The sequence below is a fragment of the Streptomyces chrestomyceticus JCM 4735 genome (assembly GCF_003865135.1).
GTDB classification, from domain to species: Bacteria; Actinomycetota; Actinomycetes; order Streptomycetales; family Streptomycetaceae; genus Streptomyces; species Streptomyces chrestomyceticus.
This window is the reverse complement of record NZ_BHZC01000001.1, coordinates 4,835,084-4,860,943: the sequence shown is the minus strand read 5'-3', so window position 1 is coordinate 4,860,943 and position 25,860 is coordinate 4,835,084. Positions and strand designations below refer to the sequence as shown.

The following is a 25,860-nucleotide window of genomic DNA, read 5'->3' as shown; positions in this document are numbered from 1 at the left end:
CGGACCCCGCGTACGCTCCGGTGGCCCGCCACCCCCGGGGGACAGAACGGACACCCCCCTCCGAACCCTACGTTTCCACAACCTCCCCCTCCCCACCCTCCGTTCGAACTGTTCCCTTTCCGGCCGGTGCCCCCTACCGTCACCGGATGCGCATGATCAAACTCCGGTACACGGCCGCGGCCACCGCTCTCGCCTGCACGGCCGCCCTCGTCGCCAGCCAGTCCGCGACGGCACAGTCCGCGCACCGCCCCACTCCGGCCCCCGCCCCGGCCTGGCAGAAGGTGGGCGACGGCATCACGTCCGGCATCAGCGGCCTCGCCGTCGTACCCGGTTCCCGGGCGGACCGCACCGACCTCCTCGTCGCCCGCGACAACAAGGACCCCGGCGAGAACCGGCTGGCCCTCATACACCTGCGCCCCGGCGACCGCCCCCAGGTGCGCCCGCTCGCCTGGCGGGGCAGCCGGATACCCGTCGACCTCGAAGCGCTCGACGCGGTCCCCGGCCGGCCCGGCGAGTACGTCGCCCTGGCCAGCGACGGCACCGGATACCACCTGCGCCTGGACACGGGGGCGGGCGTGGCGCGCGTCCTCGGCGCCTTCACCGTCCCCGGCGCCTCGGAGGACGACAACTACGAGGGCTTCGCGCTCTCCGCCCAGGGGCACCGGCTCGTCGCCGTATGGGCCGACCGCGGCGAGGACAGCCGCCCCGGCACCCTGCACGCCGCCCGCCTCGACCTCACCCGGCGCGCCTTCTCCGCCCCGGTCTCGGCCACGTTCCGCGCGCCGTACCCTGCCGAGAACGTACGGCACGTCAGCGACCTGAAGATCAGTGCGTCCGGCGCACTCAAGGTCTCCGCGGCCTCGGACCACGGCGACGACGGCCCATTCGACTCCGCCCTCTACGACGCGGGTACGGTGTCCGTCGACGGCCGGGGCACGGTACGGCTGTCCGTACGGAAGGCCCCGAAGCCCCTCGGCCGTTACGCCGGCCACAAGATAGAGGCGCTGGCCTGCCTGCCGCACTCCCGCCACGGCGTACTCGGCACCGACGACGAGAACGCGGGCGGCGCGCTCCGCGCCGTCGTCGGCGGCCCGTGCTGAAACCCGCCGCGAGCTGCGCGCCGACCCGGGCCGATTCCGTTAGGCAAGCGTTAGCCAGGCGCCAGGGAAGCACGTCAGGGTGGCAGTACAGCATGCAGCGAACGTAGCGACCCCGGGAGACCCCATGCCGCGCCACACCGTTACGGAGGCCGCCACCGCCCACAGCGCCCGCCACCGTGCCGACGGCGGGCGCGCGCGTTCCCGTGCCCTGCGGGCCGCTGCCGCCGGGCTCACCGCCGTGGCCGCCCTCGGCCTGCTCACCGCCTGCGGCGGGCAGGAGGCCCTCAAGACCAGCGACGCCAAGCCGTTCCACCCCTTCGGGAAGGACTCCGGCGGCTCGGACGAGCCGCTGGGTCCGGGCATGCCCAGCAGCTCCCGTACCGGCCAGGCCGTCGGCAACAGCGGCCGCCCGGCCTGCGACGCCTCGAAGGTGGTGGTCGCGGCCAAGCCGATCCCCCAGCCGCCCGGCCGTCTCCTCCTCCAGGTCACCAACACTTCCCCCGCCGCCTGCGACCTGTACGGATTCCCGCGCCTGCGGGACGGTGACACGACCCCCACCACCGCCCCGGACGCCCGCAGCGCACCCCGCTCGCCCCTCACCCTCGCCCCCGGCGGCACCGCGTACGCCGCCCTCACGCCGTCCCCCGCCGATGACGCCCCCGAGCGGCACACCCTGACGGTCGGCTTCACGGACCACCGCGGCCACGGCATACCCGGGCCCCGCGCACACGTCCAGTTGCCCGGCGGAGTCCGCTTCGACGGCGCCGCACAGGTGACGTACTGGCAGTACGACGTGAACCGCGCCGTACGCCCGTAAGACCCCGCCCCCGGAACAGCGCGCTCCGGCCATCTCTCCCCACCCCCCGACTCACGCGATTGCCCCCACCGGCCCCGGGTACCCGGTCAACGACCGGCCCGGAACATCCAATTGCGTACGGAGGCAACAACCATGGGCATCGGATGGTGCATCGGTCTGCTCGCGCTGGGAGGCATCCTGACCTTCGCGGTGGACTGGCAGATGGCCGGAGTCAACCTCCACCTCGTCGGCCTGATCCTGATGGTGGTCGGCGTCATCGGCATCGCGGCGTACGTCAGCATCTTCAAGCGCCGCCGCATGCAGCCGCCGAGCCCGGCGGCCCCGGTGGTCGAGGAGACCCACCGCATGCACTACGAGGACTGACCCGCCCGCTCCCGACCTCTCACCCGGCCCGCGCGCTCCGCAAAACCCTTTGCCACCACGGGCCGCCGCGAGGACCCTGTACGGCATGCGACAGGACGAGATCTGGGATCACCGTGCCGCACAGCGCTACGACACCCCCGGCACCGGCATGTTCGCCCCGGAGGTGCTGGACCCGGCCGTGGACCGCCTCGCGGAACTCGCCGACGGCGGCCGGGCGCTGGAGTTCGCCATCGGCACCGGCCGCGTGGCCGTACCGCTCGCACAGCGCGGCGTCCTGGTCACCGGCATCGAACTCTCCCAGCCGATGATCGACCAACTCCGTACGAAAGCGGACGAGTCGACCATCCCGGTCGTGATGGGCGACATGGCAACCACCACCGCCCCCGGCCCCTTCCACCTCGTCTACCTGGTCTTCAACACCATCTCCAACCTCCTCACCCAGCCCGAACAGGTCGAGTGCTTCCGCAACGCCGCCCGCCACCTCACCCCCGGCGGCCGTTTCGTCATCGAACTGCACGTACCCGACCTGCGAAGACTCCCACCCGGCCAACAAGCCGTCGTCTTCACCTCGGAACCCGGCTACCTGGGCGTGGACACCTACGACCCCCTCCACCAGCACCTCACCTCCCACCACTTCCGCTACACCGAAGACGGCCAAGCCCACCTGGCCCGCAGCCCCCACCGCTACATCTGGCCCGCCGAACTCGACCTCATGGCCCAACTGGCCGGCTTCGAGCTGGAGTCCCGGCATGCGGACTGGAAGGGCGGGGAATTCACGGCGGAGTCGGGGGCGCATGTTTCGGTTTACCGGTTGGGGGAGGGAGCGTAGGGGCTCGGGGCCGTACGCGCGCCCGCGCCGGCCACGCACCGGCACGTCCGCCGCGCCGTCAACCATGCTCTCGTCGCTGATGCTGACGCATGAGGACGTTGGCGTCCGTCTGTGCGCTGGCGTCGGACCTCGCCCGGGCTGCGGCCCGCTGTGCGGCGAGTGCCGCGCACGTCTCGCAGCCTGGGACGGGTACGGGTGGGCGGCTCATGTCTTCCTGCTGTCCGTGCATGGCTTTTGGCCTTCTCTCCTCGGCTCAAGCCACCAGTGCGGGCGGCGTCTGCGGCGGCGGAGGGCCGGTGCGTACCGCCAGTTCGAACCAGATGCTCTTGCCGCCGGGCCCGAGCAACGAGTCCCCGAGCGCGCAGCCGCCCCACCGGTCCGCCACGCGGTCGAGGATGAACAGGCCGCGTCCGCTGCCCGCTTCGAGCGTGGGCGACCGCAGCGTGGCGGGCAGGAACGGCACCGTGTCCGAGACGCTGACCCGCAGGACGGGATGCGTCCAGCGCAGGCGGACGCTCGCGGAACCCTTGGCGTGCCGTACGGAGTTGGTGGTCAGCTCCGAGGTCAGCAACTCGGCCCGCTCGATGAGTTCGGGCACGCCGTGGGCGGCCAGCACCGCGCGCAGGGTCATACGGGCGATGCCGGGCCCGCGCGGGTCGCCGGGAAAGGCGAGTTCGTACTCCCACGGGTCGGTGAAGGCGAGGGGTTCGGGGGACGGGGGCCACGGTTCGACGTACACGGGGCACCTCCATGCGGGGCGCGAAGGGGTACGGGACGTACGTGCCGTACGGGGCGGCACCGGATGAGCTGGTGACGTGGGTCACACCGTAGCGCCGCCTTTTTAACGAGTGCTACTCGCGTCACTCCAACGAGTGCTTCCTACGGATTCGATGGACACCCGGCCCCGGCTGCCGAGACGCTGTGGCGCCCGAGCAAGGAGTTGCCCCATGGCCCCACGCCAAGCCCCCACCGTCCGCCAACGCCGCTTCGGCACCGAACTCCGGCGCCTGCGCGAAGCCGTCGGCATGACCGCCCCGGTAGCCGGCGAGCGGCTGGGCGCGGACCGCACGATGATCTCCAACATCGAAGCGGGCCGGTTCGGCATCAGCGAGGAGCGGCTGCGCCGCCTGGCCAGCATCTACGAATGTGACGACCCCGCGCTGGTGGACGCCCTCGCCACGATGACCGGCGGCCGGTCGAAGGGCTGGTGGGACGAGTACCGGGGCAAGATCCCGCCGGACTTCCTGGACGTAGCGGAACTGGAGCACCACGCGACGAGCCTGCGGACGCTCCAGACGGTGCACATCCCCGGCCTGTTCCAGACCGAGGACCACGCCCGGGCCCTGTTCGACCTCTACATTCCCGCGCTGCCCCGGCTGGAGGTCGAGTTGCGGGTGGCCCACCGCCTGGCACGGCACGATGTGGTGGCGCGGGAGTCGGGCGTTCCGTATGTGGCGACGATCCACGAGGCGGCCCTGCGTATGCAGATCGGAGGAAGGAAGACCGCCAAGAACCAGCTCAGCCGTCTTCTGGAGGAGAGCGAACGCCCCAACGTCCGAATGCTGGTGATCCCCTTCTCGGCCGGCGGCTTTCCCATGGCCGAGGGCTCCATGATCTACGCCTCGGCCGCGAACCCGCACCTGGACACCGTGGAAGTGGACTCACCGGTGGGCGCCATCTTCTTCGATTCGCCCACCCACTTGGCCAACTTCCGGCGGCGTATGGACTGCGTCGAAGAGGTGGCGTTGAATCCGAAGAAGTCGAGGGATCTCATCCTCGCCATCGCCGCCACCCTTTAGGAGGAACAACCGTGCCCGAACCGCAGTGGCTCAAGTCCTCATTCTCCGAGGCATCCGGCAACAACTGCGTCGAAATCGCCTCGACCGGCGCCCATGTGGCGCTCCGCGAAAGCGAAGATCTCAGCCGTACCCTCATGACCGCCCCCCATGCATTCCGGAGCCTGCTGGTCGGCATAAAGGCCGACATAGTCGTTGCCACGGACCACTGAAGGCGCGTGCCTGCCCGGCCGCCCGTAATGGCGTCGATTGCGACCCATTGCGGCGGTGTGGCGCCAAACTGACGGCACTGGCGCGCCATCCCTCACTCGCTATGGTGGCTTTGCCATGACACCGTCACACGCACCACCGCCGCACCCGTACCACTGATCGCAGTGACACCACTGGGGGAACCATGTCCGCACGCCGCTCCCGCCGCTCCGCCGCATATGCGGCGCTCGCCGTCGCGATGGCCGGGTCGCTTGCCCTGACCGGATGTTCCGGGAATGCGAAGAGCAAGAAGAGCGCGAAGAAGTCGTCTTCGAAGTCGTCGAAGAGCAAGAAGAAAAAGATCATCGGCGGTGGCGCGGCAGCGGGCGCGGGTGCCGGTGCTGCGGCAGGTTCGCGGAGTGCGCGGGCGTGCGGTCCCGGAATGTTCCGCTTCGAGGTGTATTCCCACGCGCCGAACGATCACGTCGTGATCAAGGCCGTGAACACCAGCGGCACCCGCTCCTGCCTGGTCTACAACCACCCGCTGATCCGCTTCGGCGGCGCCAAGGATCCGCTGCCGCTGCTCAAGGGCAGCAATGTCATGGGCGGGGACGTGGAGACCGTCCGGCCCAAGGGCGCGGTCTGGGCGAGCATTCCCACCGCCACCGCCGCCCAGAAGGGCAGCGGCAAGAAGACGTACGCGACGGTCGAGTTCAGCGGCAGCGACCTGAACGGTGCCCCGAAGGGGCCGCCGCAGCGCGTCGACTTCCGTAACGCGCCGGTGGCGGTCGGCGCCTCCCAGGTCACGTACTGGCAGAGCACGCTGAACCGGGCGGAGAGCTACACGAAGCCGAAGGGGTGAGGGGTACCGGTCCGGGCCGGTGGCCCGGACCGGACCGCGTCACTCCGCGCTCGCCTCGTCCATCCCCGCCAGCACCAGCGCCAGCCGCCCCGTGCCGCCCTCGACGACCCGGACCGGAACGCCCCAGTCCTGCTGGTGCACATGGCAGGCCGGGTACTCGACCGCCGGGTCGTCGTCGCAGGACGCCGCCATCGCGGAGACGTGCAGCACGCCCTCCGTCACCCCGTCCGCGAGCACCAGTTCGCGGCTGAGGTCGGTGTCCGCGCCGTCGCCGGAGGCCAGCAGTTCGGGCGGGGTCGAGCTGACGAGGAGCCGGGTGGACGGGCCGTAGCGGAGGTCCAGCTTCTGGCCCGCCGGGGCCTGGAAGATGACGTCCAGGCTGAGCTTGCCGGGGCCGACCTCGGTCGCCGCGCGCTGCGTACGGTGTGCGACGGACTCGACCCGTACGGCTTCCTCGGGCAGCCGCAGCCGGGTCAGGCGGTGACGTGCCGACTCGACCACGACGATCTCCGGATCGCCGGAGCCCTCGTCTCCGACGAGCACCGCGTCGGACGGTTCGCGCAGGTCGGTCGCGAGCGTGCTGACCTCGCCGGTCGCGGGGTCGTAGCGGCGCAGCGCGTGGTTGTACGTGTCGGAGACGGCGACCGAGCCGTCAGGGAGCGCGGTGACGCCGAGCGGGTGCTGGAGCAGCGCCTGGGCCGCGTCGCCGTCGCGGTGCCCGAAGTCGAACAGGCCGGTGCCCACCGCGGTGTGCACGACGAGGTCGGTGTCCAGCCAGCGGACCGCGCTGGTCTCGGAGTCCGCGACCCACAGCCGGTCCCCGGCCGCCGCCAGGCCGGACGGCTGCGCGAACCACGCCTCGGCCGCCGGGCCGTCCACCAGGCCCTCGTTCGTCGTACCGGCGACCGCTGCGACGGTCTCCGTGGCCGGGTCGTACGTCCACAGTTGGTGCACGCCGGCCATCGCGATCCACAGCCGGTCCTGCCACCAGGCCACGTCCCACGGCGAGGACAGGTCCACCTCGCGGGCGGGGCCGGAGGTCGCCGAGCCCTGCCACCACTGCTTGCCGGTGCCGGCCACGGTCGCGATCTCGCCGGTCTCCGGGTCGAACGTGCGGATCGCGTGGTTGACGGTGTCGGCGACGGCGATCTTCCCGTCCGGCAGCAGCGCCAGGCCCTGCGGCTCGCTGAAGGCGTCCGGGCCGAAGCCGCGCTCGCCGCTGCCGATCCGGCGCAGTACGGTCTCGCCGTCCGCGGCCAGCTCCACGAGCTGGTGCCGGGTGGTGTCGGACACCAGGAACGTGCCACCGGGCAGACGCAGCGCCTTGCCCGGGAAGCGCAGGTCGGTGGCGACCGGCTCCGGCGGCACGTACGGCCCGTCCCCGCGCCGCAGCGTCCCCTTCGCCTCGTGCTCCGCCTCCAGCTCCGCCACCAGCGTCTCGATGGCGTGCGCGTGCCCCTCACCGGCGTGCTGCGCGACGACGTACCCCTCGGGGTCGATGACGACCAGCGTCGGCCAGGCCCGCACCGCGTACTGCTTCCAGGTGGCCAGCTCGGGGTCGTCCAGCACCGGGTGCTCGACCTCGTACCGCTCGACGGCGTCCACCACGGCCTGGTGCTCGGCCTCGTGCACGAACTTCGGCGAGTGCACCCCGATGATCACCACGGTGTCCCGGTGGCGCTCCTCCAGCTCCCGCAGCTCGTCCAGAACGTGCAGGCAGTTCACACAGCAGAAGGTCCAAAAATCGAGGATCAATGTGCGACCTCGAAAGTCGGCGAGCTTCAGATCTTTCCCGCCGGTGTTGATCCAGCCGCCCTTGCCGATCAGTTCAGGGGCGCGGACACGGGCACGGCGGGGCGCGGGCGCAGAGGTGGGCACCGGGGCATCATCGTTCATGTTTCAAGCTTGCCATTAACCCATGAACATCAGATCACGGCCGTACGACGCGGTCTGCCCGCCCAGCTATGCGATCCGCTCACCACGGCGAGCTCCGAGGCTTCTCGGTGGTAGGTGATGGTGCCGTGGTCTCGGCCGACAGGTGGCGGCGCATAACGAAGCTCACGTACCGCAGCACGGCTTTCACGCTCACGTCGACTCCCCAGGGTGCGAGTGGTTTCGGAGCCCCACGTTGCAGTCACTGACCATGGAGTTGTCGCCTTCGAAACAGGCCCCTCGATGCTGCGCGGCCAGGGCGGTGCAGACCCCGCACCCATCGCCCCATCAGGTCGATGAGCACGGGGGCCCATGGTGTTCCACCGCCCGCGGGCGGCTCCGTGGGGCCTTTTGCAGGCTTTGCAGGGCGTCAACTGTGCCGCTCTCGCACCTTCGGCAGTCGGTATGCGCTGGTCAGAGCCACCATAGACCCGAAAACGGCGTCACACCCAGCGTGTGCGTTCCGAGCCGGAACCGGGGTCGGGATGGCGACCACAGCTCGATTTCACACTGATCCTCGGGCGGCTCCAGGGACGAACTGACGGAATGACGTTTAGCTCTATTCCATCCATAGAAACTCAGAACTTCCCTTAAGGAGGTAATGGACTTAGACCGTCATTCCGTCACTTCGTCACCCGACGAATCCTCCTCAGCACCGTCTCCCGCCGCCCAGATGATCCGGCAGCGCTCGTCACCATCGAACCTCACGCCCACCCTGCCTCGCCGGACTTCCACTCGATCGATTGCGAGGCCAAGGCGTACACGTCTTCCGGCCGTGTCGTCGGCTCCCCAAGCTTCACGCAGCAGGCCCGCATCCAGGAGAGGAGAGATGTCCACGGAAGGGGTCGGCATTCGCAGTAGGTCCGCGCGCAGCCCCTCGATCCGGGTACGAAGTCGTCCTGCGAGCCGGTCGTACCGGTCAATCGCGTCTGCGCCAGTGAATTCGCCACGGACGTACCTGGCCTCCTCCAGGTCCGCCAGACGAGCCCCCTCGTCCGCGATCTCCGCCTCGATCGCGTCCCGCTTCGCGAAGACCTCCGGGTCCTCCCTCCGTACCCAGCGATCGGCGATCACAGCGAGCAGCGGGTCCTGAGGTTCCAGGGACGGCAGGTGTGAGAGGAACGCCCGGGTCACGTAATCGTCGACGCTCTCCACCCGAGCCGAGACGCCGGAGCATCCTCGCCCTATGCGGTGGCTGGAGCACTGGTACGACGTGCCAGCCTTACTCATCCGGGTCCCACAGAGCCCACAACGCGCTATGCCGGTGAGCAATGACTTCCCTTGCTTGTGGCCGTGCCGCTTCCCCGCCAGAGGGAACGTACGCGCTTCAAGCTGCCGGAGAATGAGTTCACGCTCCCCGACCGTGATGATCCCCTCGCCGATACTCACGGTGTCGAGCGTCTCCGGGTCTCGGTAAGGAGAGACCCGGTTCATGTACTTACGCGTCCCGTCCGGCTGCTCCTCGTACTCGGTCTGCGGCGTGAGACCGGCGAAGGCCGGTGAGCGAAGGAGCTGCATGACGCTGGACGAGTTCCACTCGCCTCCACGGGCGGACTCCACCCCGTGCTCGTTCAGCAGCCGGGCGACGTGGACGAGGGCCTTCCCGGACAGCGCCTCGTCGGCGATCAGGCGGGCGTAGACGACGGTCTCGGGGTCGTGGACGAGCTTCTTCGTCTCCGAGTCCACCAGCAGGCCGTAAGGCGGCTGCCCGCCGATCCACTGGCCCCGCTGGCGTAGGTACCGCTTGGCGTTGCCGACGCGCATCCCAAGGTTGCGGGACTCGTCGCGCGCCAGTTCCGCCAGCATCGCGATGGTGGCCCTGGCGCTGTCGTTCTTCGTGTCGAGGCCGTCCATGACGGAGACCAACCGTCCGCCGACCCGGCTCATGTCATCCAGCGCCTTGCCGACCTCGCCGATGCCCTTGCGGGACAGACGGTCGAGCTTCCAGACGATCAGAACGCCCACGACGCCGGCCGTGGCTGCTGTGATCGCCGCGTCGAATCCCTTGCGGCTGACGTTCTTGTAACCGGAACGCCCACGGTCGATGTGGACCTTGCGGACGGTCAGTCCGTTCCGCTCCGCCCATGCGCGGCAGTCGGCTTCCTGGCGGTCGATCGCCGTCTTTCCCTCCCCGTCCAGGGATAGACGCAAGTACAGGTCAGCAGTGGTGTGTTGGTGCACATCTCCAACGCTAGCGAGGAGTGCTCACATTGGTTCAGGAAATCCAAAAATTCACAACGCCGCACTTACCCCGCAGGTCGGCGAGGGTGAGCTCTTTTCCACCCGTGTTCAGCCAGCCGCCCTTGCCGATCAGCTCGGGGGCGCGGACACGGGCACGGCGGGGGGGGTGTTCGAAACGGGGGCGGCGTCGTTCATGCTTCAAGCTTGCCACCCGCCCGTGAACGCGGGTTCACACCCGTACGAAACGCCTGCTCAGTCAGGCCATTCCCCGTCAGCTCAGAGGGCCGTCGGCGGTCCGGTCTCAGGCACCGCGCGGTTGCCGTGGTCTCCGCCGGACAACGCCGCTGTACCGTCGTCTTCGAGAGAAGATCACTGGCAGGGGGGGGCGGCATGAGTCAGCTTGAATTCAGCTGGGAACTCAGGGGTAGTGGTTGGGCGACCTGCCGCATAGCGGACGGTGCAAGGGAGCAGAAAGACTTTGTAAGCTACTGCACGGACGCCCTTGCGGACGTGCTCCACGGTGTCGCAGGGCTCTACGGTCACCTCTCCGTCCAGCGTTTCTCCTTCGATCTTGAGCCGGCCGAAGTGCGGTGGGTGCTGCGCCGCACAAGCTCGGACGTGCACGTCGCGATCTACCGGTTTCCCGACATGTCCACGAGCTTCGACGTGCCGGACCAGGCAGGCACACTCTCGTGGACCTCCACTCAGCCCCTCGGCCTCCTCGGGCACGTCGTCCTGGAGGCGGCTCAGTCGGTGCTCCGGCTCCACGGGGAGGACGGCTATCGGGCGAAGTGGGTGCGGTACCCATTTCCCGTCGCTGCTCTGCAGGACCTCCGTCGTCTGCATTTGCAGCATGACGGATGCGAACGTCAGCACGGTGTGATGCCCGCGTAGACCACGGTCGGACGCACGGATGCTGGTGCGGCGGCAGTTCAATGTCTGTTCCATCGCCTCCGCGCCTCACGTCCACCCCGCCTCCAACTCCGTCCCATGAACCGTCCGCATGTGCTGTCTGATCAGGACCCGGGCGTCCGTCTCGGCGCTGCGGTCGTGGGTGGCTGCCGCGTGGTGGCGGGCCGTGTCGAGGTGGGCGCAGCGGGTGCAGCCCGGGTACGGGGTGAAGCGCCGTGTCGTCGCCGCGTCTGCCATGGGGTCATGGTCCGGGTGCGGTGGCTCATGGGGGCGAAGGACCCGCGTGGGGACGGGGAAGGTCACCTGGGTGCGCGGGCGGGCCGCGTGGCGGCGTGTCCCGGGGCGTACGGGCGCGTGGGGGCGGGGTGGCCGGGAACATGGCTGCCATGAAGTTTCTCGTGCACGACCGGATCTTCGGCATCGGTGACGACTACTGGATCGACGACGAGCACGGACGGCATGCCTATCTCGTCGACGGCAAGGCGCTGCGGCTGCGGGAGACCTTCGAGCTGAAGGACACCGAGCGGCGGGTGCTGGTGACCATCCGCAAGAAGTGGCTCGCCCTGCGCGACACCATGACGATCGAGCGGGACGACCGGCCGCTGGCCACCGTCCGGCGCAAGCGGCTGTCGCTGCTGCGCAACCACTACCGGGTCGAGCTGGTGGACGGCACCGAGCTGGACGTCAGCGGCAAGATCCTGGACCGCGAGTTCGCCGTCGAGTACGACGGCGAACTGCTCGCGGACATCTCGCGCCGCTGGCTGTCCGTACGGGACACCTATGCGGTGCACGTGGTGCGGGAGGACGCCGACGCGGCGCTGCTGATCGCCGTGGCGGTGTGTGTGATCCGGCTTGCGGAGAGGGAGCGGGGGGAGGATTGAGGGGGAAGCACCGAGGTGCGGGTTTACGGGGTGTCGAGGCCCAGTACGCGGTCGCGCAGGGCCGGGAAGTCGGCGCGGGTCTTCGCCACCTTGGCCGGGTCCAGGTCGACGGTGAGCACTTCCTCGTACGGTCCGGCCTCCGCGAGGACCTCGCCCCACGGGTCGACGACGACGCTGTGGCCGGCCTGCTCGACGCCGCCGTTGGTGCCCGCGGTGCCGCAGGCCAGTACGTAGCTCTGGTTCTCGACCGCGCGGGCGCGGGCCAGCAGCGACCAGTGCGCGCGGCGGCGGGCGGGCCAGCCCGCGGGGATGACGAGGGTCTGCGCGCCGGCGTCCACCAACTGCCGGAAGAGTTCGGGAAAGCGCAGGTCGTAGCAGGTGGCGAGGCCCAGGGTGGTGTCGGGGAGCGGCACCGTGACCGGTGTGTCGCCGGCCCCCATCAGGACCGCTTCGCCCTTGTCGAAGCCGAAGCGGTGGATCTTGCGGTAGGAGGCGGCGAGGGCGCCGTCCGGGGAGAAGACCAGGGACGTGTTGTAGAGGGTGCCGTCGGGGGCCCGTTCGACGAAGGAGCCCGCGTGCAGCCAGACGCCGGCGTCGCGCGCGGCCTGCGACATCGCCTGGTGTGTGGGGCCCTCGAAGGGTTCCGCCTGGTCGGCGAAGGTCTCGAACGCGAAGGCGCCGACCGGCCACAGTTCGGGGAGGACGACGAGATCGCTGCTCGCTCGCTCGCGGATCAGTGAACCGGCCCGTTCACGGCGTGAATTGACTGGTTCCGCCGGGTCCACGTGCATCTGGATCAGTGAAGCGCGCACAGTACCACCGCCTAAGCATTCGAGCCGGTCCGCCGTCAAAAATCAGCCTACGATGGTCACCCGAAAGCGCTGCCGGGGTACCCGTGCGCAGCGTAACTTAACTGCACAGACCGCAGCCCGCGTACGAACCGTCCGAGGGGTCCCGTGACCGTCCATCCCAGCCTGCAGCCCTCCATCGACGCCTGGACGCACTCCATCGAAGCGATATCCGAGCTGGTCAAGCCACTCGTCGAGGGCGAGTGGAACCGGGCGACGGACCTCCCGGGGTGGTCCGTGCGCGACATCGTCTCGCACATCATCGGCCTGGAGAGCGAGATGCTCGGGGACCCCCGGCCCATCCACTCCCTGCCGCGCGACCTCTACCACGTACGCACGGAATTCGCCCGCCGGATGGAGCTCCAGGTGGACGTCCGGCGGCACCACACCGGTCCGGAGATGACCGCCGAGCTGGAGTACATGGTCATCCGGCGCGCGCGGTCGCTGCGCAACGAGACCCGCGACCCCGAGACGGTGCTGCGCACCCCGCTCGGTGAGGACCGCACGCTCGCGTACGCCCTGCGGCAGCGGGCGTTCGACGTCTGGGTCCACGAGCAGGACCTGCGCCACGCGCTGAACCTGCCCGGCAACCTCGACTCCCCCGGCGCGCAGCTCACCCGGGACCTGCTGCTGCTCGCGCTGCCGAAGGTGGTCGCCAAGGACGCGGGCGCGCCCGCCGATTCGGCGGTGGTCTTCGACGTGGGCGGCGCGCTGGAGTTCATGCGGACGGTCCGGGTGGACGCGCAGGGCAACGGCACGATCGACGAGAGCGTCTCGCTCGGCCCGGCCGTGACGCTGTCGATGGACTGGGAGACGTTCTTCCGGCTGGCCTGCGGCCGGGTGCGGCCCGCCGCCGTCGCCGACCAGGTGAAGATCGACGGCGACCGGCCGCTGGCGGACGCGGTGCTGGAGCATTTCGCGGTCACGCCGTGAGGAGTACCAGTACGGGCACGGGTACGTCGTAAAGCGCGAGCGCTTGCGGCGTGCGGCGGGGTCGCCCCCGCCCGGCCCCTCACGCCGGTACGTGCACCGCCTCCACCCGGCTGGTCACCAGCCGCTCCCGCTCCCGCCGGTGCGCCTGGCCGCGCAGCCGCAGGATCTGTGCGACGCCCAGCGCCTCCAGGACGAAGACGGAGACGAACGCGATCCGGTAGTTGTCGCCGGTCGCGTCCAGCAGGACGCCGATCGCCAGCAGCGTGGTCATCGACGCGGTGAAGCCGCCCATGTTGACGATGCCGGAGGCGGTGCCCTGGCGCTCCGGCGGGTTGGCCGGGCGGGCGAAGTCGAAGCCGATCATCGAGGCGGGGCCGCAGGCGCCGAGCACGGTGCACAGGACGATCAGCAGCCATCCGGGCGCGTGGTCGGCCGGCCAGGCCAGCGTGACCGCCCACAGCAGCGCGGTGGCGGCGACGGTACCGAGCGCCAGCGGCGTACGGGCGTTGTGGTGGCGGGCGATGACCTGCCCGTAGACCAGGCCGACGACCATGTTGGACAGCACGACGAGGGTGAGCAGTTCGCCCGCTTCGCCGCGCGTCAGGCCCTGGGCCTCGACGAGGAACGGCAGGCCCCACAGCAGCAGGAAGACCATCGCCGGGAACTGGGTGGTGAAGTGCACCCACATGCCCAGCCGGGTGCCCGGCTCGCGCCAGGCGTCGGCTATCTGGCGGCGGACGTACGCGCCGCCGGTGTGTGTGGCGGGCGCCGGAGCGGGCTCGTAACCCTCGGGGTGGTCCTTGAGGAAGGCCAGCACCAGGGCGAGGACGACGAAGCCGCCCAGCGCGCTGGCCACGAAGGTCGGGGTCCAGCCGAAGGTGTGCAGGAGGCGGGCCAGGACGAGGGTGGAGACGAGGTTGCCCGCCATGCCGATGAGGGCGGCGATCTGCGCTATCAGCGGGCCCCGGCGGGCCGGGAACCAGCGCGCGCCCAGCCGCAGCACGCTGATGAACGTCAGCGCGTCACCGCAGCCGAGCAGCGCGCGCGAGCCCAGCGCCATGGCGTACGACTGCGACAGCGCGAAGCCGAACTGGCCGACGGTGTACAGCACGACGCCCAGGATCAGCACCTTCTTGGTGCCTAGCCGGTCGACCATCAGGCCGACGGGTATCTGCATGCCCGCGTAGACGAGCAACTGGAGGATGGAGAAGGTGGAGAGCGCGGAGGCGTTGATGTGGAAACGTTCCGCCGCGTCCAGGCCCGCCACACCGAGGCTCGTCCGGTAGGTGATCGCCACGAAGTAGACGGCGACGCCGATGCCCCAGACGGCCATGGCCTTGCGGCCGCCGGGCGGGTCGCCGGGGAGCAGGGTGCCGTGGCCGGTGGTGGATCCGCTCATCGGACGTCCCCCTGCGCCAGGTTCCGCACCCAGCTCACGTGGCGGTGCACGGCGTCCACGGCCGCGGCCGCGTCCCCGGCGCGCAGCGCCTGGAGGATCTCGCCGTGCTCCGCGATGTTCTTCGCGATCCGGTCCGGGTTGGCGTGCATCACGGCGACACCCATCCGGAGCTGCCGGTCCCGCAGTTGCTCGTACAGCCGGTCCAGGATCTGGTTGCCGGCGCTGCGCACGATCGCGGCGTGGAAGCAGCGGTCGGCCACGGAGACGGCGGCGAGGTCGCCGGAGGCGGCCAGCTCCACCATCTTGGCGAGCTGTTCCTCCAGCTCGGCGATGAGCGCGGGGGCGGCCGGCACGGCCTTGCGCGCGGCGTGCTCCTCGACGAGCAGCCGGGTCTCCACCACGTCCGCGATCTCCTGTGCGGAGACCGGCAGGACCATGGCGCCCTTCTTCGGGTAGAGCTTCAGCAGCCCTTCGACCTCCAGGCGCAGCAGCGCTTCCCGTACGGGCGTGCGCGACACGCCGACCGCCTCGGCCAGCTCCCCTTCGGTGAGCAGCATGCCGCCCTCGTAGTGGCGCTCCAGTACGGCCTGCTTGACGTACGCGTAGACGCGTTCGGCGGCGGGCGGGGCTTTGGCGGGAGCGGGGGTGGGGGCGGCAGCGTTCGTGGTGCTTGGGGTTTCCGGGGCAGAGGTGACCGGAGCGGCGGCTGAGGACATGTGCACAGCATAGATACAACACGTATGCGTCCGGGAGGGCGGTCCAGGATGCGGACGGGGGCGGGGAGGGTGCGGACGGGGCGGACCAGGGGCGCACAGCACAGTCGGCGCGCCCCGCCTCAGTGCTCGTGCGCCGTCAGCTCCTCGTCGCGGTCCAGTGCGTACGCCCAGATCAGATGCCGTACGCGGGGAGCGCTCCCGGGGCGGGTCAGGCCGCGCGCCCGGAGCTCCAGCTCCTGGTCCTCCTTGGTCCCGCGTTCCAGATGCTGGCGCAGGTGTTCCCGCTCGGAGACGACGGTGAACGTTTCGAGGAACAGCGTCGGGTCGTCCATGTCCTCGTACAGGCCCCACATCGTGGCGCCGGTGCGCCGCCGCGCCTGCCCGACCGGGCGCATGGCCCGGATGAACGCCTCCGCGTCCGGCCGGTCCACCCGCCACTCCACGATGACCATGACGGGCCCGATGTTGCGGCCCGGCGTCTCCATGCTCTCCGCCTCGGGCCAGTGCTGGACGTGTTCCATGTCGATGTGGCCCGCGGGCATCGGCATCGTCCGCATGCCCACCACCGTGGTCAGGGCCAGCCCGATGCCCGCGATCACGAACGCGCTCTGCACGCCGAACCAGTCGGCCACCAGTCCCCAGCCCACCCCGCCCACCGCCTGGCCGCCCATGAAGACGAGCTGGTAGTAGGCGAGCGCGCGGGTGCGCGCCCAGACGGGGAGCAGGATCTGGGCGGAGGCGGAGAGGGTGGACAGCACCGCCACCCAGGCCAGCCCCGAGATGATCAGTGCGACGGCGGCGACGATCGACGACGTGACCAGTCCGATCACGGCCATGGTGGCCGCGTACAGGATCATCGCGACGGTGACCAGGCCGTTCGTCGTCGTACGGGGCCGTACCGCGGGCAGGGCCAGCGCACCGGCCACCGCGCCCACCCCGACGCAGCCGAGCAGCAGCCCGTAGCCGCCCGCGCTCATGCCCAGCGGGCCGCGGGCGATCGCCGGGAGCAGCGCCCACAGGCCGCCCGCGAAGAGCATGAACAGCCCGGAGCGGCCGAGTACGGCGCCGAACTCCGGAGCCCTGCGGACGTACCGGGCGCCCGCGCGGATCGCGCCGCGTACGTGCTCCGAGCCCAGCGGGCGGTGGGTGGCGGGCCGCCGCCAGGCGTACAGGACGATCATGACGCCCAGGAAGGACAGCGCGTTGATCCCGAAGGTGGCCGCCGGTCCGGCGGCGGAGATCAGGATGCCGCCGAGGGCCGGTCCGGCGGCGCGCGCGACGTTGCCGTTGGCGCTGTTGAGGAGGGCCGCCTGGGGGATCTCGTCCTTGGTGACCAGTTCGGGCTGGATGGACTGGAAGGAGGAGATGCAGAAGGCCTCGCCGACGCCCATCACGGCGGTGAGCAGGAGCAGCAGGGTCGGGGTGGCCCGGTCACCGGCGGTGACGGCGGCCAGGCCGGCCGCCCCGATGAACATCAGGAGCTGCCCGCCGAGGAGCAGCCGCCGTTGGTCGAGGATGTCGCCGAGCGCTCCGGCGGGCACCACCAGCGCGAAGACCGGCAGGGTGGTGGCCGTCTGGACGAGGGCGACCTCCAGCGGGCCGCCGCCGAGGTCGCCCATCAGCCACTGGGCGCCGACGGTCTGCATCCAGGTGCCCATGTTGGCGGCGAGCTGGGCGATCCACAGCGCCCGGAACATCCGGCGGCGCATCGGGGCCCACGCCGACGGTTCCGGACGGGCCGCCTCCGGGGGTGCTTCGTCCGGGGGCGGCTCGTCCAGCGTGGGTGGCTGATTCACCGGAAACGCTCTCCTCGCCGTGGGCGCCGACCGCTGTGTCCCTGTGTCCGTACCCGCGACGGCCGCGCACGGTTCCTTACGTCCCGATATTCACCGGTCTGGGAGAGGGGGCGGCGGCTCCGGAGGGCGACTGCGGACCGCGGCGCCCGGCCCCGGCTCCGCGCCGCGGGCACCGGCCGCCGGGCCGGACCTGTCACTGGCGGACGGGCCGGACCTCCCGTTGACGGACGGGCCCGACCGGCCGCTGACGGCCGACGCGGGCAGCCGGGTGCCGATGCTGCGGTAGCGGACGGGCAGGGCGGCCATCTGCTCCGGACTGAGGCAGTTCTTGCCGTCGATGACCAGCCGCGGCTCGTACAGCAGGGCGGACAGGGCCCGCCAGTCCGCCTCGATCGCCTGCGGCCACTCGGTGAGCACCACGACGGCGTGCGCCCCCTCGACCGCCTCCGTCAGGCCGGGCGCGGGGCGGGCGCCGGGGAAGAGTCCCGCGATGGCGTCCGTGTCGGTGCCCGGGTCCCACACCCGTACGCGCGCGCCCTGGCCGAGCAGCGCCGGGACCACCGTCCGGCTGGGCGCCGCCCGCAGGTCGTCGCTCCAGGGCTCGTACCGTACGCCGAGCACCGCGATCTCCGCGTCCGCCAGGCCGTCGGCGGGCCCGTCGCCGAGTTCGGTGCGCAGCATCTGGACGGCCAGCCCGAACTGGGCGTCGTTGACGGCGATGGTGGCGCGCAGCAGCGGGGTCGGCAGGCCCTCGGTGCTCGCCCAGTGGGCCAGCGCGTTGGTGTCCTTGGGCAGGCAGGAGTCGCCGTAGCCGAGGCCGGGCTGGAGGAAGGCGTGGCCGATCCGGGGGTCGAAGCCGACGCCCTGCATCACGTGGTCGACGTCGATGTCCGGGCCGCAGCACATGCCGGCCACCTCGTTCGCGAAGCTGATCTTCGTGGCGAGGAAGGCGTTGCTGGCGTACTTGATCATTTCGGCGCCGGACGGCGTGGTCTCGACCCACGGCGCGGCGATCCCCTCGTACAGCTCGCGCAGCGCCCGCAGCCCGGCCTCACCCCAGGTGCCGGCCACGATACGGGCGGGCACGGCCCAGTCGTCCAGCGCGCTGCCCTGGTTGAGGAACTCGGGGTTGTACGCGAAGCGTTCCCGCAGTCCGGGGTACGTCTCGGCGAGCACGGCGCTCGTACCGGGCGGCACGGTGGACTTCAGCACCACGCAGGGGGCGGGCAGCAGTTGCAGGACCTCGTCCAGTACGGACGTGACCTGCGTCAGGTCGGCGGACCCGTCGGCGGCGGGCGGTGTGCCGACCGTGACGAGCACGATGTCGAACGGTGTCCGCCGGTGGGTTTCGGTGACGGAGCCGGAGAAACCGAGCCGCCCGGTGGCCTGGGCGGCCGCCAGTTGCTCCGGCAGTCCGGGCTCGAAGACCGGGGCCCGGCCCGCGTCCAGGACGCGCAGCCGGTCCGGGTCCTGCTCGATCCCGGTGACGTGATGCCCTTGATGGGCGAGGGCGACCGCTCCGGTCAAGCCCACATATCCCTGTCCTACGACCGCTACTCGCATCACAAATCAGCCCCTTCGGTGCTGCTGATTTGATTCGCCGCGCCCCCGGAATCACGGATTCGTGCCGCCGTTTACGGCTTCGTGCCACGCGACGAGGCAATTGTTGCCAGTGTGCGGGGTGCGGTGCGAAGGCGCAGCCGGAGCCGGCCTCCCGTAGCGGAAAAGGCGTCCGGGGTGGTGGTGGAACCGCCCCCGGACGCCCTTCGTATCAGCGCTTCAGGTCAGCGCTGCCGGCCGCTGCCGCGCCAGGTCAGCGCTTCCAGTTCGTACCGACCGACACCAGCTTGTCCTTGCCGCAGTCGCCGCCGAACGTCCACGAGCCACGGCCGACCCAGGCGCCGTTCTTGGCGTAGGTCTTCCGCTTGGAATTCCAGCACTCGGTCTCGGCGCGCGCCTTGCCGCTCCACACGATGCAGCTCGCGGTCCACTTGTGCTTGCCGCTCTTCCAGTTGCCGCACGCGTAATCGTTGGACACCGCGCTGGCGGGCGAAGCCGTACCGAGCAGCGTGCCGCCGACGAACACCGCGGTGGCCGCGATTCCGGCCATCCGGCCGCGCTTTCCGGAAATCCGCATTTCCCGTAAACCCCGTTTCCGCCCGGGAGAGCCGGGCGTACACCTATGAGATACCCGCGTCGCGCGGGCCATGATCATTATCCCACAGCAACCGGGAACGGCGAGTAGACAGTGTCTACTCCTCGCTGGTAGACACTGTCTATGCACACGTCGAGCGAGCCCTCGGGGCCGCAGCCGGAAGACGGCGGACTCCGGTCCCGCCTGGTGGCCACCGGAGCCGAACTGGTCGCGACCGAGGGAGTGCAGGCGCTGACGCTGCGGGAGATCGCCCGCCGCGCCGGTGTCTCGCACGGGGCCCCGCGCCGCTACTTCCCCACGCACCTCTCCCTGCTGTCCGCCATCGCGCGGCAGGGCTTCGGCGAGCTGTCGGAGCACCTCGCGGCGTCGGCGGCCGACAGCCTGCCGGACCCGCGCGCGCAGTTGCACGCCCTTGCCCGTGCCTACCTGGATTTCGCCCGCACACGCCCCGGCATGTACGAGCTGATGTTCCGCCACGACCTGTTGGAGAGCGGCCACCTCGGGCTAAGGGACACGAGCCTGCCGCTGTTCAGCACGCTCGTAGACCTGACCGCCCAGGCCGGGCCCCGCCCGGCCGCCGACCCCGCCGTCGTAGCGGGCGCCCTCTGGGCCAACCTGCACGGCATCGCCCAACTGTGGGGATGGGGCAGCCTCCAGCTCGCGACCGGCACCGCCGACGTCGAACCGCTGCTGAGCGCCGCGCTCGACGCGCACCTCGGCCCGGCGACCCGGTGATCCTGTGACCCCAGCCCGCCTCCGGCGCCTCACACTCGTCAGCAGCATCACCGGGGCCGTGATCGTCGCCCTGGACGGCACCGTGCTGACCGTCGCCCAGCCCACCCTGCAACGGGACCTGGGCGCCACCTTCGTACAGGTCCAGTGGGCGAGCACCGGCTATCTGATCGCCGTGGCGGGGCTGCTCGTCTTCGCGGGCCGGCTCGGCGACCGCTACGGCCACCGGCGCGTCTTCGCCACCGGGGTCCTCGGTTTCGCCGTCACCTCGGCGGGCATCGGACTGGCCACCGGCATCGGCTGGGTCATCGGCCTGCGCGTCGCCCAGGGCGTGTTCGGCGCGCTGCTGCAGCCGGCCACGCTGGGCATGCTCCGCGCGGCCTACCCGCCCGACCGGCTCGGCAAGCCCATCGCGATCCGTACGAGCGCCATCGGGCTCGCAGCCGCGGCCGGTCCCGTGCTCGGCGGCGCGCTCGCCGCCCACCTGGGATGGCGGGCGGTGTTCTTCCTCAACGTGCTGCCCGCGCTGGGAGCGTGCGCCGTGGCGTTGGCGGTACGGATGCCAGGGCCGCGCCCCGCGAACGAAGCCGAGCCCACACCCGCCGCCGTACGGCCGGACCGGCTCGACCTGCCCGGCGCCTGCCTGCTCGCCGTGGCCCTGAGCGGCCTGGTGCACACGCTCGTCGGGCTGCCGGAGTCCGGCTGGACGCCCGTCACTACCCTCGGGCTCGCGGCCGCCGTCGTGGCCGCAGCGGCCTTCGTACGGCACGAGTCGCGGACGCCCGCGCCGCTGGTCCCGCCCCGCGTGCTCCGCGCCCCGGGCGTCACCCCGGCCCTCGGCATCCTGGTCAGCGCTTCGGCGGCCATGTTCGGCGCGCTGTTCCTCTGCACGTACTACCTCCAGGACGTCCTCGCGCTGGACCCGTTCCGCAGCGGCCTGGAGACGCTGCCGCTCGCCGTGACGATGGTGCTGGGCGCGCCGGCCTCGGCCGTGCTGCTGCGGCTGCTGGGCGCGCGCCGCACGACGCTGTACGGGGCGGCTCTGATCACCGGCGGCGTGTTCCTGATGTCCCGGCTCGGCCAGGGGTCGGGCAGCGTGGCCGTCGGCAGTTGCTTCCTGCTGCTGGGCGCCGGGTTCGGCACGGTGATGGTGACCGCGACGGCCGTCGTCGTACGCCAGGCGTCCGCGCACACCGCCGGAGTGGCCGGCGGTCTCCAGCAGACGGCGATGAACATCGGGCCGACGCTGGGGGTGGCCGCGGCGACCATGCTGATGACGGCGTTCGCCGTGCCCGGGATTGGGGCGAGGCCCGATGGCGGGCCCTACGGGGACGATCACGCCTTCATCTCCGCCATGGCCCCGACGCTGACGATCCTCGCTGGTGTGGCAGCCGTCGGCATGGCCCTGGCGCTTCGGCTGCCAGGACGGGCACGGACCGCAGCGGTGTCGAGCAACGACGAAGCACCGTCTCCCGCCCCGGCCGGGCAACCGACTCCCTGAAGCGCCGCCCCAGACTGCCCCTCAGGCCGTACCTTCCCCGGCCCCCACCGCCGCCCCCTGCTCCACCAGCCACTCCCGGTACCACTCCACCGTCGCGCCGATCCCGTCGGGCAGCGGGGTCGGCGCCATGCCGAAGCGCCGCTCGAACGCGTCCGAGACCATCGTCTGCGCCTCGGTGTGCTGGTAGAACATCTCGGCGTACTCCGCCATGAACGTCTCGTCGAACGGCCCCCAGGGACGCGGCTCCGCCAGCACCTCCGTCTCGAACGGAACCCCGGCACGCTCCCGCACCAGAGCCAGCACCTCGCGCACCGTGGGAGCCGGGGCCGTCGGCAGGTGCCAGGCCCGCCCGTACGCGTCCGGCTCCTGGCCGAGCCTGGCCAGGCCGCGGGCGACATCCTTGATGTACGTGAAGCTGTGCGGCAGGTCCAGGGCGCCGAGGGCAAGGACCGTGCCGCCGGTCAGGGCCGCCGGGAAGGTCGTGCCGCCCAGCGTGGAGTTGAGGACGCGCGGCCCGTAGAAGTCGGCGGCGCGGGCCAGGACGACCGGGAGCCGGCCCGCGTCGTGGGCCGCCAGGTACGCCCCGTCCAGTTGGGCCCGCATGCGCCCCTTACGGGAGGTGGCCCGCCACGGGGAGTCCTCGGTCAGCGGCACGCCGCCGGACGGCCCGTACGGGTAGACGGTGTCCATCACCACCAGCCGGGCACCGGCCGCCGCCGCGGCGTCCACGATGACCTTCTGAAGGGCGGGCATCACCTCCACCTGGAGCTCGTAGGCCACGTTGACGCAGTGGTAGACCACCTCGGCCCCGGCCACCGCCTCCCGGGCGGCGGCCGGGGACCCCAGGTCGGCGGCGACGTTCTCCGCCCCTGGCAGGCCACCCCGGCCCGAGCGGTCGACGGTCCGTACGCGGAAGCCCTGCCGGAGCAGTTCCTCGGCCAGCGTGGTGCCGGCCGGGCCGGTACCGAGGACGACGTGCAGCGGGGCGGACGGCGTGGCTGCGGACATGAGAGACCCCTGACCTCGAAGAAGCACGAAGGACCGCGGAACGCCGCACCACGACGCCCCGCGCTTGCATCACTCACTATAGCTACAACCTCTAACCAAAACTAGACTCGATACCCTGCCTCCGGACACACCAAAGAACCCGCGCCGCCCTGCCCGACCTCTGGAGCCGCCACATGCCCCCCTCCACGCCCTCCGCTCCCTCCACCTCCTCCGGGGCCCCCACCCCCCAAACCCCACGCCAGCGCTACCGGGCCCAGCTCCAGCAAGAGATCAAGCAGGCCGCGCTGGCGCAGATCGCGGAGGGCGGCATCGAGGCGCTGAGCATCAACGCCATCGCCAAGACCCTCGGCATGTCGGGCCCCGCGCTCTACAAGTACTTCCGCAACCGCGACGACCTGCTCACCGCGCTCATCAGCGACGCGTACGAGGACGCCGCCGAGGCCATCCGCACGGCCGCGCACCGGACCGCCGACCGGTCACCGCGCGACCGGCTGCTCGCCCTCGCCCACGCGTACCGCGACTGGGCCCTCGCCCAGCCGCACCGCTACCTGCTGCTCGCGGGCACCCCCGCAGCGACGTACGAGGCCCCCGCCCACACCACGGACAGCGCCCGCGCGGTCATGGGCCCGTTCCTGGCCGTCCTGGCCGAGGGCACGCCGTGGCCGGCCGCCGAGCCGCTGTACGACGAGGTGCGCGCCTGGGTGACGGACACCCCTGCGGTCGCCGAGTGGGCCGCCGCGTACGCCCCCGCCGCCGACGACCCGGTCCCCGCGCTCGCGGCCTCCGTGCTCGCCTGGTCCCGTATGCACGGCATCGTCAGCCTCGAAGTCCAGGGCAGCTTCCAGGGCATGGGCCACGACTCCGCGACGCTCCTCGCCCTCGAAATCGGGGCACTGGCCGACGCGGTGAAGCTCTCTCCCGACGCCTGACGCCCGACGTCTCACGGATCACGCATCACGGAAAAGGGCCTTGGCGATGTCCGTCGCCAAGGCCCCGCAGGTTGCGCCCCCTACCGCGCAGCGCCCTTCTTGCAAGCCGGCTTCACGTACTTGTCCTTGACGTGCAGCGCCTCCAGCCGCTGGCGGCAGATGTCGAGCGAGTACCGCGACCCCTCGCCGTCCTCGGCGATCGAACACGCCTTGGCGGCTTTGCCGCCGACCGGCACGTTGTACCCCTTGTGCCGCAGATACTGCTGGCAGTCCCACGACCACGCCTGCGCCGGCCCCGCCGTCATCAGCGGCAACGCCCCCGCCACGAACACCCCACTCGCGGCCACGGCCGCCCGCTTGACCCATTTGTTCCGCATCACACGCTCCTCTCGGCGCTCATAGGTGCCGGGGCCGCCTGCCCGTGATCCGGGGAGTCATGTCCGTCGTACGTGAGCCCCGTCGGCTCGCTTCAGCAGCACGCACCCCGACTGCCGCCCTAGGATGCGAGAGCACGACGCCACCCCGGCCAGTACCCGGTACGAAGGAGAGGGCAGCGGCATGAGTGCCCAACCCGACGAACAGTGCACCAGGGCCGCAGAAGCGGGGTCGTCCGAGCGCATCAAGGGCTTCCGGCTCAAGTGGGCGACGGCCGTCGAGCTGAAGCGGCGACGCGACCTCGATCAGCGCATGGAAGCCGCACAGCGCCTCGTGCACACCCTCCACCGTGACGACCCGCAGTGGCGAGCCGCCATGGACGAGGTCCGGGATGTCTACAACGAGGCACGTCGGGCAGTGACCGGCGGTTGAGTGCGCTCAGGCCGCACGCGGGATGTACGCCAGCCCGTGGGCCCCCGCCTCGCCGCGCTTGGCGATGTCCAGCCGGGCGAGCATCTGCCAGGTCTCCAGGTCGACCACCTCGACGGTGGACGACGCGATGCAGGCCACGTACCCGAGACGGCCGTCCGGCGACGAGGTGATGGTCAGCGGGGCGCGCCCCACCTCGATCCCGCCCAAGCGCTCGCCGGTCCCGGCGGAGAACCCTGTGAGACGCCCCGGCGCGTGTCCTCCGGGCTGGGATTCCGGGTCGGATGCCATCCGCTCTTCGCCCACGAGCAGTTGGCCCGCCGAGGTCAGGTGTACGGGTACGACGACGTGTTCCGTGGGCAGGGTGCCGACGACGGACGCCGTCCGGGCGTCGATGACCTGGATGCCGGCGTCCGGCCGGTCCCCGGAACCGGCGAGCACGGAACCGGCGTACGGAGCGGCGACGAAGACCCGCGTGCCGTCGGCGGCGACGGCGAGCCCCTCGCTGCCCGGCACCTCCACCTTCGCCGTGAGGACGCCCCGTTCGAGGTCCACGACCGACACGAACGGCGCCTCCTTGTTGGTGGCGTAACCCGCCGTGCCCGCGGGGTCGATGGCGAACCAGTGCGGTCCGGGCGCGTCCGTGTCGATCCGGCCCACCGGCCGGCGCGTCTCGGTGTCGATCACCACGACGCCGCCGGGCCGGTCCGCCGAGCCCTCCACGCTGACGTACAGGCGGCGGCGCGCGGTGTCGAGCGCCAGGCCATGCGGGCCGTGTTCCGGTGCGAGGTCGATGACCTCGACAACGCGCCGGGTGCCGGGGTCGATGACGGTCAGTTCGGTGCTCCGGCCGCTGTTCGCGTGGTAGTAGCCCGAGAGGTACGTGCTGGTGCACCACAGCAACCGCTGCGTCGGGTCGTAACACAGCTCGTGCGGCTGGGCCGGCACGTCCACCGTACCGACGTGCCGGTCGGTGGCGGCGTCGAAGAACGCGACCGACGGACCGGTCTGACTGACGACGGCCAGGACGTCACCGTCCCGGCCGGTGCGCGCTGACTGCGGCATGGCGAACTCCTTGAGTGGTGTGGTGTGGACGGGGCGTCACGCGTATTCGCGGACTTCTCCACTCTCGGCTCGCGGCGACCCGGCGAACAATGCAAGGATCGGCATCCAATAG

The 25,860-nt window shown here is 71.1% G+C and carries 27 protein-coding genes; 14 read left to right on the top strand and 13 right to left on the bottom strand.

Going from position 1 to position 25,860, the window contains the following annotated elements; all coding sequences use genetic code 11:
- Positions 1 to 146: 146 nt before the first annotated feature.
- The 4 genes from EJG53_RS20945 (at position 147) to EJG53_RS20930 (ending at position 3,109) form a co-directional block, all read left to right on the top strand.
- Complete coding sequence (locus EJG53_RS20945) at positions 147 to 1,100, top strand: hypothetical protein (RefSeq protein ID WP_244955252.1); 954 nt, start codon at positions 147 to 149, stop codon at positions 1,098 to 1,100.
- 124 nt (positions 1,101 to 1,224) lie between these two features.
- Complete coding sequence (locus EJG53_RS20940) at positions 1,225 to 1,917, top strand: DUF4232 domain-containing protein (RefSeq protein WP_125046110.1); 693 nt, start codon at positions 1,225 to 1,227, stop codon at positions 1,915 to 1,917.
- 132 nt (positions 1,918 to 2,049) lie between these two features.
- A complete protein-coding gene (locus EJG53_RS20935; RefSeq protein ID WP_125046109.1) occupies positions 2,050 to 2,280 on the top strand; it encodes a DUF6458 family protein in 231 nt (76 codons plus the stop codon).
- Between the two features lie 85 nt (positions 2,281 to 2,365).
- Entirely contained in the window at positions 2,366 to 3,109 is a 744-nt protein-coding gene (locus tag EJG53_RS20930) for a class I SAM-dependent methyltransferase (RefSeq protein WP_125046108.1), read from the top strand.
- Between the two features lie 253 nt (positions 3,110 to 3,362).
- Here the strand turns inward: EJG53_RS20930 and EJG53_RS20925 are convergent, their stop codons facing one another.
- Positions 3,363 to 3,848, bottom strand: coding sequence for an ATP-binding protein (locus EJG53_RS20925; RefSeq protein ID WP_125046107.1), 486 nt, complete (start codon positions 3,846 to 3,848; stop codon positions 3,363 to 3,365).
- Between the two features lie 208 nt (positions 3,849 to 4,056).
- Between EJG53_RS20925 and EJG53_RS20920 the strand changes: the two genes are divergently transcribed.
- The 3 genes from EJG53_RS20920 to EJG53_RS20910 all read left to right on the top strand — a co-directional run bounded on the left by EJG53_RS20920 (position 4,057) and on the right by EJG53_RS20910 (position 5,956).
- Complete coding sequence (locus tag EJG53_RS20920) at positions 4,057 to 4,908, top strand: helix-turn-helix domain-containing protein (protein WP_125046106.1); 852 nt, start codon at positions 4,057 to 4,059, stop codon at positions 4,906 to 4,908.
- A gap of 11 nt (positions 4,909 to 4,919) precedes the next feature.
- Entirely contained in the window at positions 4,920 to 5,117 is a 198-nt protein-coding gene (locus EJG53_RS20915; RefSeq protein WP_125046105.1) for a DUF397 domain-containing protein, read from the top strand.
- Positions 5,118 to 5,299: 182 nt separating this feature from the next.
- Positions 5,300 to 5,956 carry a DUF4232 domain-containing protein gene (locus tag EJG53_RS20910; RefSeq protein WP_125046104.1) on the top strand — a complete coding sequence of 219 codons (657 nt, stop codon included), beginning with the start codon at positions 5,300 to 5,302 and terminating at the stop codon, positions 5,954 to 5,956.
- Between the two features lie 39 nt (positions 5,957 to 5,995).
- Here EJG53_RS20910 and EJG53_RS20905 read toward each other — a convergent pair whose 3' ends face one another.
- Both EJG53_RS20905 and EJG53_RS20900 read right to left on the bottom strand, forming a co-directional pair.
- A complete protein-coding gene (locus tag EJG53_RS20905; protein WP_125046103.1) occupies positions 5,996 to 7,852 on the bottom strand; it encodes an NHL domain-containing thioredoxin family protein in 1,857 nt (618 codons plus the stop codon).
- A 651-nt stretch (positions 7,853 to 8,503) separates the two neighbouring features.
- Positions 8,504 to 10,069: a recombinase family protein gene (locus EJG53_RS20900; protein WP_125046102.1), complete on the bottom strand. Its 1,566-nt coding sequence runs from the start codon at positions 10,067 to 10,069 to the stop codon at positions 8,504 to 8,506.
- A 390-nt stretch (positions 10,070 to 10,459) separates the two neighbouring features.
- On the opposite strand from EJG53_RS20900, the gene EJG53_RS20895 reads away from it, so the two are divergent.
- The gene (locus EJG53_RS20895; RefSeq protein WP_125046101.1) at positions 10,460 to 10,963 is read left to right on the top strand and encodes a hypothetical protein; all 504 of its coding nucleotides are present in this window, start codon (positions 10,460 to 10,462) and stop codon (positions 10,961 to 10,963) included.
- Between the two features lie 66 nt (positions 10,964 to 11,029).
- On the opposite strand, the gene EJG53_RS20890 is transcribed toward EJG53_RS20895, so the two are convergent.
- The gene (locus EJG53_RS20890; protein WP_125046100.1) at positions 11,030 to 11,218 is read right to left on the bottom strand and encodes a hypothetical protein; all 189 of its coding nucleotides are present in this window, start codon (positions 11,216 to 11,218) and stop codon (positions 11,030 to 11,032) included.
- Positions 11,219 to 11,367: 149 nt separating this feature from the next.
- Between EJG53_RS20890 and EJG53_RS20885 the strand changes: the two genes are divergently transcribed.
- Positions 11,368 to 11,862: an LURP-one-related/scramblase family protein gene (locus tag EJG53_RS20885; protein ID WP_125046099.1), complete on the top strand. Its 495-nt coding sequence runs from the start codon at positions 11,368 to 11,370 to the stop codon at positions 11,860 to 11,862.
- A 23-nt stretch (positions 11,863 to 11,885) separates the two neighbouring features.
- Here EJG53_RS20885 and EJG53_RS20880 read toward each other — a convergent pair whose 3' ends face one another.
- A complete protein-coding gene (locus tag EJG53_RS20880; RefSeq protein WP_125046098.1) occupies positions 11,886 to 12,674 on the bottom strand; it encodes a carbon-nitrogen family hydrolase in 789 nt (262 codons plus the stop codon).
- 144 nt (positions 12,675 to 12,818) lie between these two features.
- Between EJG53_RS20880 and EJG53_RS20875 the strand changes: the two genes are divergently transcribed.
- The gene (locus EJG53_RS20875) at positions 12,819 to 13,643 is read left to right on the top strand and encodes a maleylpyruvate isomerase family mycothiol-dependent enzyme (RefSeq protein ID WP_031011432.1); all 825 of its coding nucleotides are present in this window, start codon (positions 12,819 to 12,821) and stop codon (positions 13,641 to 13,643) included.
- Positions 13,644 to 13,722: 79 nt separating this feature from the next.
- On the opposite strand, the gene EJG53_RS20870 is transcribed toward EJG53_RS20875, so the two are convergent.
- From EJG53_RS20870 to EJG53_RS20850, 5 genes are all read right to left on the bottom strand, one after another.
- Positions 13,723 to 15,042, bottom strand: a complete 1,320-nt coding sequence (locus tag EJG53_RS20870) for an MFS transporter (RefSeq protein WP_174856434.1) — start codon at positions 15,040 to 15,042, stop codon at positions 13,723 to 13,725.
- Entirely contained in the window at positions 15,039 to 15,758 is a 720-nt protein-coding gene (locus EJG53_RS20865) for a GntR family transcriptional regulator (protein ID WP_125046097.1), read from the bottom strand. Before EJG53_RS20865 ends, EJG53_RS20870 begins: the two co-directional genes overlap by 4 nt.
- Before the next feature lie 119 nt (positions 15,759 to 15,877).
- Positions 15,878 to 17,554 carry an MFS transporter gene (locus tag EJG53_RS20860; RefSeq protein WP_244955251.1) on the bottom strand — a complete coding sequence of 559 codons (1,677 nt, stop codon included), beginning with the start codon at positions 17,552 to 17,554 and terminating at the stop codon, positions 15,878 to 15,880.
- Between the two features lie 90 nt (positions 17,555 to 17,644).
- Positions 17,645 to 19,117: a UDP-glucose dehydrogenase family protein gene (locus EJG53_RS20855; protein WP_125046096.1), complete on the bottom strand. Its 1,473-nt coding sequence runs from the start codon at positions 19,115 to 19,117 to the stop codon at positions 17,645 to 17,647.
- A gap of 250 nt (positions 19,118 to 19,367) precedes the next feature.
- The gene (locus EJG53_RS20850) at positions 19,368 to 19,691 is read right to left on the bottom strand and encodes a hypothetical protein (RefSeq protein ID WP_244955249.1); all 324 of its coding nucleotides are present in this window, start codon (positions 19,689 to 19,691) and stop codon (positions 19,368 to 19,370) included.
- Positions 19,692 to 19,832: 141 nt separating this feature from the next.
- On the opposite strand from EJG53_RS20850, the gene EJG53_RS20845 reads away from it, so the two are divergent.
- Together EJG53_RS20845 and EJG53_RS20840 are read left to right on the top strand one after the other, a co-directional pair.
- Positions 19,833 to 20,444 (top strand): TetR/AcrR family transcriptional regulator, encoded by a 612-nt coding sequence (locus EJG53_RS20845; protein WP_125046095.1) that lies wholly within the window; start codon positions 19,833 to 19,835, stop codon positions 20,442 to 20,444.
- Between the two features lie 4 nt (positions 20,445 to 20,448).
- Positions 20,449 to 21,942, top strand: a complete 1,494-nt coding sequence (locus EJG53_RS20840; RefSeq protein WP_125046094.1) for an MFS transporter — start codon at positions 20,449 to 20,451, stop codon at positions 21,940 to 21,942.
- A 21-nt stretch (positions 21,943 to 21,963) separates the two neighbouring features.
- Here EJG53_RS20840 and EJG53_RS20835 read toward each other — a convergent pair whose 3' ends face one another.
- Entirely contained in the window at positions 21,964 to 22,950 is a 987-nt protein-coding gene (locus EJG53_RS20835) for an NAD-dependent epimerase/dehydratase family protein (RefSeq protein WP_125046093.1), read from the bottom strand.
- A 173-nt stretch (positions 22,951 to 23,123) separates the two neighbouring features.
- Between EJG53_RS20835 and EJG53_RS20830 the strand changes: the two genes are divergently transcribed.
- Complete coding sequence (locus EJG53_RS20830) at positions 23,124 to 23,879, top strand: TetR/AcrR family transcriptional regulator (RefSeq protein WP_125046092.1); 756 nt, start codon at positions 23,124 to 23,126, stop codon at positions 23,877 to 23,879.
- 80 nt (positions 23,880 to 23,959) lie between these two features.
- On the opposite strand, the gene EJG53_RS20825 is transcribed toward EJG53_RS20830, so the two are convergent.
- Complete coding sequence (locus EJG53_RS20825; protein ID WP_125046091.1) at positions 23,960 to 24,256, bottom strand: hypothetical protein; 297 nt, start codon at positions 24,254 to 24,256, stop codon at positions 23,960 to 23,962.
- A 181-nt stretch (positions 24,257 to 24,437) separates the two neighbouring features.
- Here EJG53_RS20825 and EJG53_RS20820 point away from each other — a divergent pair, with 181 nt between their 5' ends.
- Positions 24,438 to 24,686 (top strand): hypothetical protein, encoded by a 249-nt coding sequence (locus tag EJG53_RS20820; protein ID WP_174856433.1) that lies wholly within the window; start codon positions 24,438 to 24,440, stop codon positions 24,684 to 24,686.
- Positions 24,687 to 24,692: 6 nt separating this feature from the next.
- Here the strand turns inward: EJG53_RS20820 and EJG53_RS20815 are convergent, their stop codons facing one another.
- On the bottom strand, positions 24,693 to 25,748 hold the full coding sequence (locus EJG53_RS20815) for a YncE family protein (protein ID WP_125046090.1): 1,056 nt from the start codon (positions 25,746 to 25,748) through the stop codon (positions 24,693 to 24,695).
- Between the last annotated feature and the right edge of the window lie 112 nt (positions 25,749 to 25,860).

Bases quoted from the DNA above. Each gene is read 5' to 3' on its own strand.
- EJG53_RS20945 (WP_244955252.1), top strand. From the start codon at position 147: ATGCGCATGATCAAACTCCGGTACACGGCCGCGGCCACCGCTCTCGCC.
- EJG53_RS20940 (WP_125046110.1), top strand. From the start codon at position 1,225: ATGCCGCGCCACACCGTTACGGAGGCCGCCACCGCCCACAGCGCCCGC.
- EJG53_RS20935 (WP_125046109.1), top strand. From the start codon at position 2,050: ATGGGCATCGGATGGTGCATCGGTCTGCTCGCGCTGGGAGGCATCCTG.
- EJG53_RS20930 (WP_125046108.1), top strand. From the start codon at position 2,366: ATGCGACAGGACGAGATCTGGGATCACCGTGCCGCACAGCGCTACGAC.
- EJG53_RS20920 (WP_125046106.1), top strand. From the start codon at position 4,057: ATGGCCCCACGCCAAGCCCCCACCGTCCGCCAACGCCGCTTCGGCACC.
- EJG53_RS20910 (WP_125046104.1), top strand. From the start codon at position 5,300: ATGTCCGCACGCCGCTCCCGCCGCTCCGCCGCATATGCGGCGCTCGCC.
- EJG53_RS20905 (WP_125046103.1), bottom strand. From the start codon at position 7,852: ATGAACGATGATGCCCCGGTGCCCACCTCTGCGCCCGCGCCCCGCCGT.
- EJG53_RS20895 (WP_125046101.1), top strand. From the start codon at position 10,460: ATGAGTCAGCTTGAATTCAGCTGGGAACTCAGGGGTAGTGGTTGGGCG.
- EJG53_RS20890 (WP_125046100.1), bottom strand. From the start codon at position 11,218: ATGGCAGACGCGGCGACGACACGGCGCTTCACCCCGTACCCGGGCTGC.
- EJG53_RS20885 (WP_125046099.1), top strand. From the start codon at position 11,368: ATGAAGTTTCTCGTGCACGACCGGATCTTCGGCATCGGTGACGACTAC.
- EJG53_RS20870 (WP_174856434.1), bottom strand. From the start codon at position 15,042: ATGAGCGGATCCACCACCGGCCACGGCACCCTGCTCCCCGGCGACCCG.
- EJG53_RS20865 (WP_125046097.1), bottom strand. From the start codon at position 15,758: ATGTCCTCAGCCGCCGCTCCGGTCACCTCTGCCCCGGAAACCCCAAGC.
- EJG53_RS20855 (WP_125046096.1), bottom strand. From the start codon at position 19,117: ATGCGAGTAGCGGTCGTAGGACAGGGATATGTGGGCTTGACCGGAGCG.
- EJG53_RS20850 (WP_244955249.1), bottom strand. From the start codon at position 19,691: ATGCGGATTTCCGGAAAGCGCGGCCGGATGGCCGGAATCGCGGCCACC.
- EJG53_RS20845 (WP_125046095.1), top strand. From the start codon at position 19,833: ATGCACACGTCGAGCGAGCCCTCGGGGCCGCAGCCGGAAGACGGCGGA.
- EJG53_RS20835 (WP_125046093.1), bottom strand. From the start codon at position 22,950: ATGTCCGCAGCCACGCCGTCCGCCCCGCTGCACGTCGTCCTCGGTACC.
- EJG53_RS20830 (WP_125046092.1), top strand. From the start codon at position 23,124: ATGCCCCCCTCCACGCCCTCCGCTCCCTCCACCTCCTCCGGGGCCCCC.
- EJG53_RS20825 (WP_125046091.1), bottom strand. From the start codon at position 24,256: ATGCGGAACAAATGGGTCAAGCGGGCGGCCGTGGCCGCGAGTGGGGTG.
- EJG53_RS20820 (WP_174856433.1), top strand. From the start codon at position 24,438: ATGAGTGCCCAACCCGACGAACAGTGCACCAGGGCCGCAGAAGCGGGG.
- EJG53_RS20815 (WP_125046090.1), bottom strand. From the start codon at position 25,748: ATGCCGCAGTCAGCGCGCACCGGCCGGGACGGTGACGTCCTGGCCGTC.